We start from the raw sequence: 13,747 nt of genomic DNA, 5'->3' as shown, positions 1-13,747 counted from the left end.
TCACGTAGGGGCCGATGGCCCCGTTCTCACAGCGCGGCAGCCGCCTTGAGCAGCGCGGTTGCCGCCGTCTCGATGTCCTCGGGCGTGCTCCGGCGGCCCAGGGACAGCCGCAGAGCCCCGAGCGCGCGGTCCGCGTCGAGGCCCATGGCGGTCAGGACGGGGGAGGGGGTGTGGGTGCCGCTGTGGCAGGCCGAGCCGGTGGAGGCCGCGAGGCCGGGTGCGGCGGCGAGGAGTTCGTGCCCGAGCGTGCCGTCGATGCTGACGTTCAGCGTGTTGGGCAGGCGTCCCGTGTCGGGCCCGTTGAGGTGGACGCGGCCGGGCAGGGCATCGGCCAGGCGCCGGTGCAGGCTGTCCCGGAGTCCCGCGATACGGCCCGGTGTCCCGTCGGCCAGTTCGGTGGCGGCGAGTTCGGCGGCCGTGCCCAGCGCGATGGCGAACGCGACGTTCTCGGTGCCGGCGCGCAGGCCCCTTTCCTGCCCTCCGCCGTGGACGAGCGGTTCGAGGGCGACGCCCTGGCGGACGTACAGGGCGGCGATGCCCTTCGGCGCGTACATCTTGTGGCCGACGACCGTCAGCAGGTCGACGCCCCACTCCTGTACGCCCAAGGGGATTTTCCCGGCGGCCTGGGCGGCGTCGCAGTGGAAGAGCGCCCCGTGGGCGCGGGTGATGCGGGCCAGTTCGAAGATGGGCTGGAGAGCGCCGGTCTCGTTGTTCGCAGCCATGAGCGAGACCAGGACGGTGCGTTCGGTGAGGGCGGCGGCGAGCGCCGCCGGGTCGACCAGGCCGTCGTCGCCGCCGACGGGCAGGTACGTCACCTCGGTGCCGTGGTGGCGTTCCAGGGAGCGGCAGGTCTCCAGGATGGCCGGGTGCTCGGTGACCTGGGTGATCACATGGGGGCGGTCGGTCCTGGCGGACAGTACGGCGCCGCGTAGGGCGAGGTTGTCGGCCTCGGAGCCGGAGCCGGTGAGGCGATCTCGTCGGGCCGGGCCCCGATCAGGGCCGCGACCTGCGCGCGTGCCTGATCGAGCGCGTGGCGGGGCTGGTCGCCGTAGGAATGGCTGCTGGACGGGTTGCCGAAGTGATGCCCCAGGTGAGGCAGCATCGCGTCGAACACCCTCGGGTCCACCGGAGTGGTGGCGTTGTAGTCCAGGTAGACCGGCCCGCCCTGCAGCGCGGAGTGCGCGGGGATCACGCGGCTTCTCCGGTGGCCACCGGCAGGTCGGCGAGGCGCCACTCCAGCATGCCGTCGGACAGCCGCACGGCCCGCCGCCCGCGGGAGGCGAGCAGCCGTACGGCGTCGTGGGCCAGGACGCAGTACTCGCCACGGCAGTAGGCGACGACCTCGGTATCGGCGGGCAACTCGGCGATACGGTCGGCGAGTTCCTCGACCGGGATGGAGAGCGCGCCGGGAATGTGCCCGGCGGCGTACTCCTCGGCAGGCCGCACGTCCAGGACGACGACCTCGCCCGCCTGCGCTCGGGCCAGCAACTCCTCGCGCCCGACACCCTCCGACCGGTCCTCCCCGAGGTAGGCAGTACGGGCGGCCTCGACACCTGCCTGATGGGTCTGGGCGACCCGGCGCAACAGGGCGTAGAGAGCGGCGACGTCGTCTCCGGCCAGCCGGTAGTGGATGCGCACACCCTCACGGCGGGTGGCCACGAGCCCGGCCTGCTTGAGGGTCTGCAGGTGGGCCGAGGCGGTGGTCAGGTTCAGCCCGGCCGCCTTGGCGAGGGCGTCGACGGTGCGCTCGCCCTGGGCCAGCAGATCGAGCAGTTCCAGACGCTTGCCACTGCTCAGCGCCTTACCGGTGCGGGCGAAGGCGTCGTACAGCGCCGACTTGCGCGCGGGGTCTCCCATGGCATCCTCCATAAATCCATGGAATATTGTATCTGCAGGTGGGCGCTATGACCATCCAGCACCTACCGTGACACCAGGAGGACCTGATGGGCTTCGCCGACGATCACCTGATACCGCTGGTCGACGAGGGTCTTGGCAACAGCGCCTACCTCGTCGACCTGGGCGAAGGGCACGCCCTGGCAGTGGACGCGAGCCGGGATCTACGCGCCCTGCGCACTGCCGCCGGGCGGCGCGGGCTGAGCGTGGCTTACGCCGCCGACACCCACCTGCATGCCGACTTCCTCACCGGTGCGCTCCAACTCGCAGCCGACGACGGCGCGACCGTCCTGGCCTCCACCGCCGGACACCGCGACTTTCCGCACACCGCGCTCGCCGACGGCGACGAGACCGACCTGGGCGGGCTGACCCTGCGGGCTTTGGCCACCCCCGGACACACTGACGAGCACCTGTCCTTCCTCCTCCTGGACGGCACCCGCGAGCTGGGCGTCTTCACCGGCGGATCCCTCATCGTCGGCTCCGCCGCCCGCACCGACCTGCTCGGCGCCGACCGCGCGGACGAACTCGCCCGCGCCCAGTACCACTCACTACGGCGCCTGACCCAGCTGCCGGACACGACCGCCGTGTGGCCCACCCACGGCGCCGGCTCCTTCTGCTCCGCCCCGCCCGGCGCCGAGCGCACGACCACCATCGGCGCCCAGCGGCGGGCCAACGCCCTGCTTACCGCACCGGACGAGGACACCTTCGTACGGCAGCTGCTGGGCAGCCTCGGATCCTACCCGGCGTACTTCGACCGCCTGGGCGAGATCAACCGGCGCGGGCCCGCGGTCCTCGGCACCGCCCCCACGCTCGCCGCCCTCACAGCGGCCGAGACGCGCCAACTGCTGGGCGAAGGCGCCCAGATCATCGACGTACGCCCTGTCGCGGACTTCGCCCATGGCCACATCCCTGGCGCGATCTCCATCCCGCTGCGCGACCAGTTCGCCACCTGGCTCGGCTGGCTGCTGCCCGACGCCACCCCGATGGTCTTCGTCACCGCGCCGGGCCAGGACCTCGCTGAACTCACCTGGCAGGCACTGAAGATCGGATACGAGCGGCTGGCCGGACACCTGGACTGGGACGCCTGGCAGGCGGACGGCGGAGAGCAGCAGACCATCGATCTGCTCACCGCCGACCGCATCGCCGACCGCCCGGTCCTCGACATCCGGCAGCAGGCCGAGCACGCAACGGGACACATCCCCGGCGCCGTCGGCATCGAACTTGCCGAACTGACCGCCCGTAGCGACGAAGCACCAGCCGGGGCCGTGGTCGCCTGCGGGCACGGCGAGCGCGCGATGACCGCCGCCAGCCTCCTCGCGCGTGCCGGACACGACGACCTCGCCGTCCTGGACGGCGGACCGGGCGACTGGGCCAAGGCCACCGGCCGCACGCTGGAGACAGGCGCGTGACAGCCACTGCCACCCCCGGCGGCGTACGGCTCGGGCTGCGCGCCAACCTCGCCCAGTTCAGCCTGCTCGTCGCGGTCAACGCCCTGGTCGGCGGCATGCTCGGCCAGGAACGCACCGTGCTGCCGCTGCTCGCCGACGACGTCTTCCACCTGTCCGCCTACACCGCCGCCCTCACCTACATCCTGGCCTTCGGCACCACCAAGGCCATCACCAACTTCTTCGCAGGCACATGGTCGGACCGCTACGGCCGCAAGCCGGTCCTGATCGCCGGCTGGCTGATCGCCCTGCCCGTGCCCGTCATGCTGGCCTGGGGTCCGACCTGGGCCTGGATCATCGCCGCCAACGTCCTGCTCGGCATGAACCAGGGCCTGACCTGGTCCACCACCGTCATCATGAAGATCGACCTCGCCGGCCCCCAGCGCCGCGGCCTGGCCATGGGCTTCAACGAGGCCGCCGGCTACGGAGCCGTCGCCGCCACCGCCATGGCCACCGGCGCCATCGCCGAACACGCCGGGCTGCGGCCGGAGCCGTTCCTCCTCGGCGCCGCCTATGTCGTCCTGGCGCTGGGCCTGTCCACCTTCGCCGTCCGTGAGACCCGCGAGCACGCCCGGGCCGAGGCCGCCCAGCACCCCCAGCAACCGGGATCGGAAGCCGAATTGACCACCGGCCAGATCGCTCGCCTTACCAGCCTGAGCGACAAGGCCCTGTCCGCCGCCAGCCAGGCCGGCCTGGTCAACAACCTCAACGACGCCCTCGCCTGGGGCATCTTCCCCCTGCTCTTCGCCGCCCACGGCCTGTCCATCGCCCAGATCGGCGTCCTCGCCGCCCTCTACCCCGCAGTATGGGGCGCGGGCCAGATGCTCACCGGCTGGTGGTCCGACCACATCGGCCGCAAACACCTCATCACCGCGGGCATGCTGCTGCAGGCCGCCGCTATCGCCCTCGTCGCTGAAGGGACCACCTTCGCCGTGTGGGCCACCGCCCAGATCCTGCTCGGCATCGGCACCGCGCTGGTCTACCCGACCCTCCTCGCTGTCGTAGGAGACGTCGCTCACCCCGCCTGGCGTGCCCGCGCAGTCGGCGTCTACCGCCTGTGGCGCGACGGCGGCTTCGCAGTCGGCGCCCTGCTCGCCGGCATCCTGGCCGACGCCTACGGACTCACCACCGCCATCTGGGCCGTAGCCGCCCTCACGGCAGCCTCCGGCCTGATCGTCGCCGTCCGCATGTACGAAACCCACCCGCGGCCCGGTCCGGCGGGCAACTGAGACCAAAACTGAGACCACGCATGTCGAAGGGCCCCACCGTTCACGGTGGGGCCCTTCGACATCGTGCCCGGTGAGGCACTGGCGGAGGATACGAGATTCGAACTCGTGAGGGGTTGCCCCCAACACGCTTTCCAACTGTCCGCATGACCGTCCAGGGACGTTCGCGGGGGTTCGCGCGGCAGGTCGGGCGGGGTGCGCGTACAACGGTGAACGGTGGCGGCTGTCAGCGCACTGGACAAAGACCAGGACAACGAGCGGCTCAGCGCCGGGACCTCAACTAAGTCGCGAGGGACGACGCGAACGTACGCGCAGCCGGTTCGTACGAGAAGGCTCACGCTTCCATGCCCACGGCGATAGCATAGATTTTCTGCGATGGAGGAAAAATGTCTGAACCAAAGTCCGCTTCGTTCACGCAAGGCTACGAGGAGTTCTGGAGAAAACCTCAAAAATTTGCGGATGAGGCAATCGGGAATAGCACTGTTGTGCTAGATACCAACGCAATCCTCAATCTCTACCGGATGAAGCCGTCTGCGCGAAACGAGTATCTGCAAGTGCTGCAAAGGATCGCAGACAGAGTATGGATTCCGAGGCAAGTGGCGGATGAGTTTCATAAGAATCGGCTCTCCACGGTAGATTCGCACTTAAATTCACTCAGAGGTAAGTCTGACAAGGTCTCCGAGGCTGCCGACGTTCTGAGATCTGCATTGCGCGACTTCTTTAAACTTCACTCGCTGGCGGACGGAAGGGCGACCGATTATCTGGAGCCGCTAAACAATTCAATCTCGGGGATTGTCGACTCTATCAAGCGAGAGGTTGAGGAGTACGATCTGAAGCCGTCGGATCTGCTTTCCGGTGATCCGATTCTGGAGCACCTTGCCGTTCTGTTTGATGGGAAGGTTGGGGTGGGTGTATCCGTTGGTGAGCGCAAGGGATTGATTGAAAAGGCGCTTAATCGAGGGAAGCAGGGGATTCCTCCAGGCTACAAGGATGTGCAAAAGAAGGGGGAGGAGGGGGCGGGGGACTATTTTATTTGGTGGGAAATGATTGAGTATGCGAAGGTAGTCAAAAGGGATGTCCTATTCATTTCTACGGACGTGAAAGAGGACTGGGTGAGAGAGCAGTGTGGATTTTCCATCGGCCCCCGCCCCGAGCTGGTACAAGAGATGCAAGACTCTGCCGAAGTGAAATATCATCACCTGCCCTTGGCGATCTTTCTGTCTCGCGCTGCCGATGTGCTCAAGGTGCGAGTCAGTCAGGACACAATTGATCAGGCTAAGGACAGGCTTGGCGCGATTGAACGACGCCGCTTGAAGAGCGAGATCCTGAAGCGGCGGGACGCCCTTGTGGCCAGCGAGCAAAGCATGATTGAGATTCAGCATGCGGTCGGCGAACTCAATAGCGAGACTAGGCAGGCAAATCGGAGGGCGGCCGAGGCGCGAGAGCGATTCGATTCCATGAGGGCTTCGGATGCTGAGCGTGGAAGTGCTCTCGCTGAAGCGGCAACCGCCGAGGATTATCTGAGGCGAAAGTCAACCGAATATGAGGCAGCGGTGAGTACTCTGGCTAGAGTTGAGCAAGAAAACGCTGCTCTTCGGCACTATTTGCATATCGTGGAACTGGAAATATAGTTCGGATAGGGGCGAGCTCCGGCTATTCCTAGTAGTGCCCCCAGAGGGCCGCCCTTCGCGCCCTGCACCTCGTGACATTCAAGCGAGAAAGGAAGAAATAGGCACCTCCCGGTGACCTGAGTGGTTTTCTCTGGGCATGCCCCAGATCCCGGTGGCTATCGTTGGGCCCCGGTCCGCGTGTGGCGCGGGCATGCGATCCTTAGCAGTGAGCAATGGAGCAATGGAGCAATGGAGCAATGGAGCGATGCGAGAGGAGCTGAGGTGCCGGAAGCCAGTCCGCGCGGAACCTACCTGATCATTGCCGAGACGCTGCGAAGCGAGATTCAGGTGGAGAGTGGCAGGGACACCTTGCCCTCGGAAGCCGACCTGATGGACTCGCACAGCGTCTCCAGGAACACGATCCGTCGTGCGCTCAAGGTTCTCGAAGCTGACGGGATTGTCGAGTCTGCCCCCGGGATCGGGTGGCGCGTGGTCCGAGGGGGTGACCGTCGGTCGCTCGCGGAGCGCATGACGGACGTGATCATTGAGGACTCACTCTCGGCGGGGGATACGTATCCGTCCGAAGCGAAGCTGTGCGAGCGGTTCGACGCGTCTCGGACCGCCGTGCGCCGCGTTCTGGCACAGATGGAAGGAAACGGCCTGCTTGCCACCGTGCATGGCAAGGGGCGGACCGTGCGGGCTCTCCCACCTCCCGATGCCCGGCCGTAGTCTTGGCCGCCATGGGACTGACTGAGTGGGCGTACACGCTCTCCGAATCGCTGCTCTCCGAACCGCTCCCGCGCCGGTGGGAGCACTCACTAGGGGTCGCCAAGCGCGCTCGCTCCCTGAGCCCGATCCTGGGGGACGACGCGGAGCTGTTGGAGGCGGCGGCCGTACTGCATGACATCGGCTACTCGCCGGCCATTGCTGCCACCGGCTTCCATCCATTGGACGGCGCGCGGTTCCTCAGGGATCAGGAAGGCGCGGACGAGCGGGTTGTTCGTCTCGTGGCCCATCACTCCTGTGCCTTGCTGGAAGCAGAGGAACGCGGACTCCGTCAGGAACTTGAGAGCGAGTTCGACCTAGAGCGTCCCGACCTAGTAGACGCCTTGCTGTACTGCGACATGACGACGACGCCGGACGGGACACAGACGACGGCGGCTGAGCGGCTGGACGAGATCGTGCAGCGATACGGCGCGGACACGATCGTCGGGCGGTTTATCCAGCGCGCGGCCCCTGAGATCCATGCAGCGTCGAAGCGCGTCGGGGAGCGGATGGCCGAAGTCTCCGGTGACGGTCAGCCGATGTAGGGCCCTCGCCGCGTGTGATCGAGACCGTGCCGGATACGCAGCATCATCGATGGGTGGATGTCCAGTCCGTCAAGGTCCGCCGGATCGATCCAGCGGACCTCTTTCGACTCGCTACTTGTGCGCAGCGAACCGCCGACCGGATGGGCCCGGAAGCAGATGGAGAACTGTTGCCGGACCTCGCCGTCGTCGTACGCCAACACGTGCTGAGGGTCGGTGTAGAGCCCCACGATGTCGTCGACCTCAACGTCGATGCCGGTCTCTTCCCGGACCTCGCGAACGACCGTGTCAGCGATGCGTTCGCCGATGTCGTGGCCACCACCGGGCAGGGCCCAGAGGTCGTTGTCCGTCTTGTGGATCAGCAACAGGCGTCCCGCATCGTCCCGGACCAGCGCCGTCACCGAGGGGACCACTGAGTTGGCCTTAGGGGCGTTCGGGTCGCGGAAGTAGTCGATCCGGCTCATCAGCGCGTGCCTTCCCAATCGGCGGGTGAGGAGATCGGACGGGCCGACTCCCACACCTTCTCAACACTCTCAGCGTAGGCGTCGAAGAGTTCACCGCCCGGGACCCGTTGAAGGTGGAGCACGGGGGCCATGTAGGCGCCGACCCCGTAGAGGTGGCCGTTCGCCAACATCTCGTCATCGGCCCGGTAGATCGAGTTGTAGAGCGTGGTGCCGTGCAAGCGGAACTCGACACCGGGCAGGCCGAAGAGCGGGCCGTAGTTGACGAGGGCGTTTCGAATCTTGCCTGCCATCGCAGCGCCGATCCCTTCGTCCTCGCCCCGCATGGCAACGGCCGGCGACATGGGCTCTCCCAGCATGAAGCGGATGGGCACTCCGTCGGCCGACTTCTCTTTCACGATGCGGTGGAACGATGCGTCCTCCGTGAGCCAGAACCCGGAGTACACCAGCAGGTCAAACTGTCGCGTCGCCTTGGAGTAGAGGTTCGTCCAGAGGGTTTGCATCACGACGGACCGGTGTGGATAGAGCCTGACCAACTCCGCGTTGCCCGAGGCCGTGACCTCGGCTGATGTGCGTTCGTCCGGCCACAAGTACGACACTTCGCACTTCAACAGCGAGGCTGTCGCGTACTGGAAGCGGCGGTATGGCTTGCGCTCAGGTTCGTTGATCCAGCGTTCGACCGTCTTGGACGCGACCCCGAGCCGCTGGGCGACCTCATCGAGCGTCAAGCCCAAGTCCACTATCGCGCCGCGCAGTCGTTCGTTCGCCACATCCAACCTCCGCCTTGCTGGGACGACTTGGTTCGACTTCACGCTAGCTAAGAACGACTTAGGCCGTACAGGCGCGAAGTCGAGCGTCGCCGCTGACGAGGCCAATCTGTAGGTACATCGAGGCGAGGGGCTCGCCGAACTCCAACAGCCGAAGGGCTTGACGGGGCGAACCCTTCTCTGCATGATGAGGAACACGTAATACATGTTCCTCATGAAGCGTCCGGAGGAAAGCCCGAGGGGGTGAGTACGAAGGCAGCGCCGGTTCCTTGAGAACTCAACAGAGTGTTGTGAGCTTGACGGGGCTTGACCCCGTCCCCGTGGCGGCCGGGTGATGACCGTCGGGCCCCGGTATCCAGCCGTGAGGGCGCGGAATCGACTTCCGCCCGGGGTCACTTGGCCCGCCGTGACGTGCGGTGTTGGCCCTCATTTCCGGACGCGGCGGCACTCCCGGACAGGACAGCCCGCCGCGCCGGATCTCCCTATCCCGACGTATCAAGGAGAGATCCACTATGCGTATGCGCACTTTCGTCGCCGGCCAGGAAGCGCACGGCGACATCGAGTTCGCGGAACTGGCGCTCGGTATCGACGTCGACCTGTTCCGGGGCCCGCTGGAGTTCGAGACGGACGACGAGCGGGCTGCCCGTGAGGACGCGGCCCATGACATCCTCGCCGACCTGCGGCAGGAGGCGGAGGCCGGTGACGAGATCGCCGGTTGGGACGCCCTGTATGCCGACGCGCTGACCCACACGGTGCCGTTCCTGCGCTCCGTTCGCGCCTTCCGGCCGGGGGCGGGGGAAGCGGCATGAGCGAGACCCGTTCGTATCAGGCGGTGCTGTCGGTGTCGTCCATGACAGGCCGGTGGCGGGTGTTCGTGGGGGTGCTGGGCACGACAGACCCGTGGCCCGAACACGACTTCGCTGTCACGGACGCTTCCTCGCTCGCGGCCCGGCTGTCGGCGCTCGCCCAGCTCGGGTTCGAGCCGGTTGAGGGTGCTGAGTGGAAGTGGAGCGAGGACCAGGCGGGTTTCGGCGCGCCGGTCGAGCTGATCGCTGGCCTGCGAGTGCGTGAGTGGACGGGAGGAGCAGCGTGAGTGAGATCCGCAAGCCGCTGACGAAGGTTCAGATCGGTGTGCTGTCGGCCGCGTTCGTGCCGATGCTGGCCACGGGTGTGGTCGGCGGTATCGGCACCTACAGCAACATCGGGCACGCCTACGGCAAGGGAACCGCGCTCGGGGCCCTCGGTGCCGGTGAGGGAGCCACGGCTGTTCTCGCCCTGGTGTTGCTGGGCCTGACCATGCTGGGGCAGTCCTCACCGCGTGTTGTGCGGATCGGGCTGTGGGCGTTGCCGGCCGCCGCCGCCGTCATGGGCGCGATGGCCGCACCCGACGCGGGCCGGACCGTCGTCTACGCCCTGACCCCAATGGGCATGTCGGTGTCGGCGGAGGGCATGGCGTTCCTCGCGCGGCGGATCGTCGTCCACACCGACGGCCGGGACGCGGAGAACGAGCGGCGCACCGCCGACATCGTCCAGGCCCTCGCCTACCACCGGGCGCGCGCCGTGCATCACCCGGTCGACCGGGTCAGGAAGCGGTCGGATCGGGCGTCGTGGCGTCTGGCCCGCAAAGTCGGAGTCGGGGACACGACGCTCGGATCAAGGCTGCTGGACGTCCAACGCGACCGGGTGACCGCCGGTGCGGATGCCGCGCTCGCGTCGATGTTCGGCGGCACCGACCCGGTCCCCGCCCTGGCCGTGAATGCGGAGGAATCTACCGAGACCATGAGGAATCGGTCTATGGCTGAGCTGCGGGAATCGACCCCGGCGCCGTCGGTGGTGCTGACTCGATTCCCGGTGCCCGATCCGGTGGCGGTCGACTTCGTGAAGCCGACGCTTCCCGTCAAGCCGGTCCCGGCGATCGCCTCGCCGGTCGCCCCGGTGAAGCCCGACCGGGCGCCGGCTGGATCGGCCGGTCGGCGGGCCGTGGGGGTCGAATCCCCCCGATCCCGTCGGGCGACCGGCAAGGTTCCCGCCGTGGCCCGCTCGCCCCGACCCAAGCGCACGGCAGATCAGTTGCTCACTGAGGCACGCACCGCGACCGCCGATTGGCCGGACAGCCGGATCACGGCGGAGGGCATCCGCCGCGAGATCCACACCTCGCCCGCGAACGCGCGGATGCTGCGGGACACGATCCTCGCCGAACGTGCCGCCGACGGCGGCAAGGCCGCGTGAAGCGGCTGACCCTCGCCGACTGCTTCGACCCGGACGGCGAGCGCTTCGGCATCCCCACCTACCCGTGGCGCTGTGCTCCCGACGACTTGGCCACCCGCCGCCAACTCCGCATCCGTGGACTGCGACCGGGTGGCCAGGACATCGCGGCACAGCTACTCCGGCCACGTCGCCGGCGCCAACCCCTAGCCGCCTACCTGTACCGGGTCGAACTCGCCCGTCCGGTGCGGCCGATGACGCCCGGCCGGTGGCGCGCGCACGCAGCGATGATGCGCGCCCGTCGCCGTTGCCCCGAGTGCGGGCGGGATGCCGGATACGTCATTCCGCCGACGCTCGGCATGTGCGTGACCTGCGCTTATCCCGAAGAACAGTGCGTTGCATGACCACCCGAACCGGGTCCGGCCGTCCGCCTCCTACAGCAAGCCGGCCGGACCCTTCGACTCCCGAAGGAGTACGTACATCGTGACCGAGAACCCCGTGTTCCCGCCCCCCAACGAGCCGGAGGGCACCGACGAGCGGACGGCCGACGTGCTGCCGTTCCCGCTCAAGAAGAACACCACCCCGCCCCCCGCCCCCGAGGCACCTGCCGAGGGCGACGTGAAGCCGGGCGAGTGGGAGGCCGAACTCCCCGACACCGACGACCCCGAGGCGGAAGGGCTCTCCGAGGGCGCTCCGGTCGACCCGCCGCGCGAGGTCTACCCGCCCTCCGTCGCGGAGTGGATGGAGGCCAAGGACAAGACCCGCCTGCCGGTACTGCCGGACTGGGTCAAGCTCCCCGACCAGCGCACGGCCGTGCGCAAGTGGGCCGTGCGCCACTACTCGACTGTGATCGGCTACCACGCCGTGCGCCTGCCCTGCATCTACACCCCCAAGATCCTTTGGTACTCGCCGCGCGGTGCGTGGCGCTGGTCGACCGCGATCGGCCGGTGGGTGTTCGACGCGGAGGGCAAGGGCCTGCGCCTGGCCTCTGTGGCCAACGAGGATGCGGCCGAGTACCTGAAGCTCTCTCGGCAGCGCAACGACCGCGTGCGGCTACGGGGCATCGTCGCGAGTCTCGCCGGATTCGTCGGCCTCGCCGCCGCGCTGACGCTGTTCGTCATGGCGCCGTCGTGGCTGTTGCTGCTGGCGGTGGCGACGTTGACGACGACGCTCGGGGCGGTGGGGGCGCCGGCGGACCGTCCGCTGATCGATCTGGCGAAGGTGACGTTCCGCAAGCGGCGGTTGTCCTCGGACATCGTGATCCGCGCCCACGAGGCAGCCGGACTGACCAGCAAAGACCAGTCCATCGCGTTCCCGCGGCCGATCGGCCGCGACGGCGACGGCTGGCGTGTGATCGTGGATCTGCCGTTCGGCAGGACATGGGACGACGCGCTCAAGGCGCACGGCCGTCTCGCGTCGGGGATGGACATCGCCCCGACTCAGCTCTTCCTCGACAAGGACGAGACGAGCAACCGGCGGGTGTCGTACTGGATCGCCGACCGCGACCCGCTCGCCGTCCCCTCCGGCAAGTCCCCGCTGCTGGGAGCGACTCGGGTGGACTTCTGGAAGCCGTTCCCGTGGGGTGTCGACGAGCGCGGCAACGCGGTCATGGCCACGATGCTGTGGCTGTCGCTGCTGGTCGGTGCCGTCCCTCGGCAGGGAAAGACGTTCTCTGCGCGGACGATCGCGCTCGCCGCGGCGTTGGACCCGTACGTGCGCCTGTACGTGTTCGATGGGAAGGCGTCGCCGGACTGGCGCAAGTTCGCGCTGGTCGCGCACCGGATCGGGTTCGGCATCGTCCCGAAGAACGGCATCGACCCGGTGGGACACCTGCTCACCTCGCTGCGGGAGTTGAAGGCGGATGTCGAGGACCGTTACCACCGGCTCTCGGAACTGCCGCTGCACATCTGCCCGGAGGGCAAGCTCACCCCGGAGATCAGCCGGGATCCGAAGCTGAACATGCCCCTGACCCTGTTCGTCGTGGACGAGGTGCAGGAGTACTTGCAGCACCCCGAGCACGGCAAGGAGATCCTGTCTCTGCTGGTCTACCTCGCCCGGGTCGCCCCGGCGGTCGGCGTGTCCGTGATGACGTCCACGCAGAAGCCAGACGACAAAGCGTGCCCCTCTGAGCTGCGCGACCAGCATCAGGCGCGGTTCGCGCTGCGGGTGGGCGCCTATCAGGTGTCGGACACGATCCTTGGTGCGGGCTCGTACTCGGAAGGGTTGGACGCGTCCAAGCTGCTCAAGTCCCACAAGGGAGTTGGCCTGCTCAAGGGCATGTCCGACGATGCCGGGATCGTTCGTACGTACCTCGCCGACGGCCGCGACGCGGAGCGCATCCTCACCAGGGCTGCCGCGCTGCGGGAGGCTGAGGGCACGCTGTCCGGCGACGCGGCCGGCGAGGCACCGGCACCCGAGGTGTCCGCGACGGTCCTGGACGACGTCGCGCAGGTGCTCGGCAAGGGTGAGGTCAAGGTGTGGTCGGAGACCATCGTCGATCGCCTCGCCGACCTGCGTCCCGAGACCTACGGGCCGTGGGCCGAGCTGGACGCCAAGCCGAAGGCGGAAGCGCTCACCGCAGCGCTCAAGCCGTACGGCGTGGCCACGGAACAGATCAGCCGCCGCATCGACGGCAAGACCGTCAACAAGCGTGGGATCAAGCGCGAGGACCTCGCCACCGCGATTACTCAGCGCAACGAGAAGCGGGATGCCGGATAGCTCTCTGGGGTCGCTTGCGCAAGCATCGCCCGTCGCTTGCGCAAGCGACCCTGCTAGCGACCAAAACGGCACCTGATCAGGTCGCTAGCAAGTAGCGGCCCACCTGCGGAAACCC

15 protein-coding genes are annotated in these 13,747 nt (G+C 67.8%); 10 read left to right on the top strand and 5 right to left on the bottom strand.

Features of this window, described 5'->3' with window-relative positions; genetic code table 11:
• Positions 1–26: 26 nt before the first annotated feature.
• Genes OHA11_RS22055 through OHA11_RS22045 form a run of 3 tightly spaced genes read right to left on the bottom strand, consistent with a single transcriptional unit; the run spans position 27 to position 1,857 of the window.
• Positions 27–917 carry a cysteine desulfurase family protein gene (locus tag OHA11_RS22055; RefSeq protein WP_266507360.1) on the bottom strand — a complete coding sequence of 297 codons (891 nt, stop codon included), beginning with the start codon at positions 915–917 and terminating at the stop codon, positions 27–29.
• A complete protein-coding gene (locus OHA11_RS22050; protein ID WP_266507359.1) occupies positions 887–1,192 on the bottom strand; it encodes an aminotransferase class V-fold PLP-dependent enzyme in 306 nt (101 codons plus the stop codon). The genes OHA11_RS22055 and OHA11_RS22050 overlap by 31 nt, the downstream gene beginning before the upstream one ends.
• Entirely contained in the window at positions 1,189–1,857 is a 669-nt protein-coding gene (locus tag OHA11_RS22045; protein ID WP_266498880.1) for a metalloregulator ArsR/SmtB family transcription factor, read from the bottom strand. The genes OHA11_RS22050 and OHA11_RS22045 overlap by 4 nt, the downstream gene beginning before the upstream one ends.
• 86 nt (positions 1,858–1,943) lie before the next feature.
• Here OHA11_RS22045 and OHA11_RS22040 point away from each other — a divergent pair, with 86 nt between their 5' ends.
• The 5 genes from OHA11_RS22040 (at position 1,944) to OHA11_RS22020 (ending at position 7,484) form a co-directional block, all read left to right on the top strand.
• Positions 1,944–3,302, top strand: coding sequence for a rhodanese-like domain-containing protein (locus OHA11_RS22040; RefSeq protein WP_266498878.1), 1,359 nt, complete (start codon positions 1,944–1,946; stop codon positions 3,300–3,302).
• Positions 3,299–4,567, top strand: a complete 1,269-nt coding sequence (locus tag OHA11_RS22035; protein ID WP_266498876.1) for an MFS transporter — start codon at positions 3,299–3,301, stop codon at positions 4,565–4,567. The genes OHA11_RS22040 and OHA11_RS22035 overlap by 4 nt, the downstream gene beginning before the upstream one ends.
• A 383-nt stretch (positions 4,568–4,950) precedes the next feature.
• A complete protein-coding gene (locus tag OHA11_RS22030; protein ID WP_266498874.1) occupies positions 4,951–6,195 on the top strand; it encodes a PIN-like domain-containing protein in 1,245 nt (414 codons plus the stop codon).
• A gap of 261 nt (positions 6,196–6,456) precedes the next feature.
• Positions 6,457–6,903 (top strand): GntR family transcriptional regulator, encoded by a 447-nt coding sequence (locus OHA11_RS22025; RefSeq protein ID WP_266498872.1) that lies wholly within the window; start codon positions 6,457–6,459, stop codon positions 6,901–6,903.
• Between the two features lie 11 nt (positions 6,904–6,914).
• Positions 6,915–7,484, top strand: a complete 570-nt coding sequence (locus OHA11_RS22020; RefSeq protein WP_266498869.1) for an HD domain-containing protein — start codon at positions 6,915–6,917, stop codon at positions 7,482–7,484.
• Here OHA11_RS22020 and OHA11_RS22015 read toward each other — a convergent pair.
• A complete protein-coding gene (locus OHA11_RS22015) occupies positions 7,472–7,945 on the bottom strand; it encodes an NUDIX domain-containing protein (protein WP_266498867.1) in 474 nt (157 codons plus the stop codon). The two genes, OHA11_RS22020 and OHA11_RS22015, sit on opposite strands and share 13 nt — an antisense overlap.
• Positions 7,945–8,712: a helix-turn-helix domain-containing protein gene (locus OHA11_RS22010; protein ID WP_266498865.1), complete on the bottom strand. Its 768-nt coding sequence runs from the start codon at positions 8,710–8,712 to the stop codon at positions 7,945–7,947. Before OHA11_RS22010 ends, OHA11_RS22015 begins: the two co-directional genes overlap by 1 nt.
• A gap of 515 nt (positions 8,713–9,227) precedes the next feature.
• Here OHA11_RS22010 and OHA11_RS22005 point away from each other — a divergent pair.
• The 5 genes from OHA11_RS22005 to OHA11_RS21985 all read left to right on the top strand — a co-directional run bounded on the left by OHA11_RS22005 (position 9,228) and on the right by OHA11_RS21985 (position 13,632).
• A complete protein-coding gene (locus tag OHA11_RS22005) occupies positions 9,228–9,518 on the top strand; it encodes a hypothetical protein (RefSeq protein WP_266507358.1) in 291 nt (96 codons plus the stop codon).
• Complete coding sequence (locus tag OHA11_RS22000) at positions 9,515–9,802, top strand: DUF6303 family protein (RefSeq protein ID WP_266498864.1); 288 nt, start codon at positions 9,515–9,517, stop codon at positions 9,800–9,802. Before OHA11_RS22005 ends, OHA11_RS22000 begins: the two co-directional genes overlap by 4 nt.
• Positions 9,799–10,938: a conjugal transfer protein gene (locus OHA11_RS21995; protein ID WP_266498863.1), complete on the top strand. Its 1,140-nt coding sequence runs from the start codon at positions 9,799–9,801 to the stop codon at positions 10,936–10,938. The genes OHA11_RS22000 and OHA11_RS21995 overlap by 4 nt, the downstream gene beginning before the upstream one ends.
• Positions 10,935–11,318 (top strand): RRQRL motif-containing zinc-binding protein, encoded by a 384-nt coding sequence (locus OHA11_RS21990; protein WP_266498861.1) that lies wholly within the window; start codon positions 10,935–10,937, stop codon positions 11,316–11,318. Before OHA11_RS21995 ends, OHA11_RS21990 begins: the two co-directional genes overlap by 4 nt.
• Positions 11,319–11,397: 79 nt before the next feature.
• Complete coding sequence (locus OHA11_RS21985; RefSeq protein ID WP_266498860.1) at positions 11,398–13,632, top strand: cell division protein FtsK; 2,235 nt, start codon at positions 11,398–11,400, stop codon at positions 13,630–13,632.
• The last annotated feature ends 115 nt before the right edge of the window (positions 13,633–13,747 follow it).

It is taken from the genome of Streptomyces sp. NBC_00878, from assembly GCF_026341515.1.
Lineage (GTDB): Bacteria > Actinomycetota > Actinomycetes > Streptomycetales > Streptomycetaceae > Streptomyces.
This window is presented reverse-complemented; position numbering and strand designations above follow the sequence as displayed.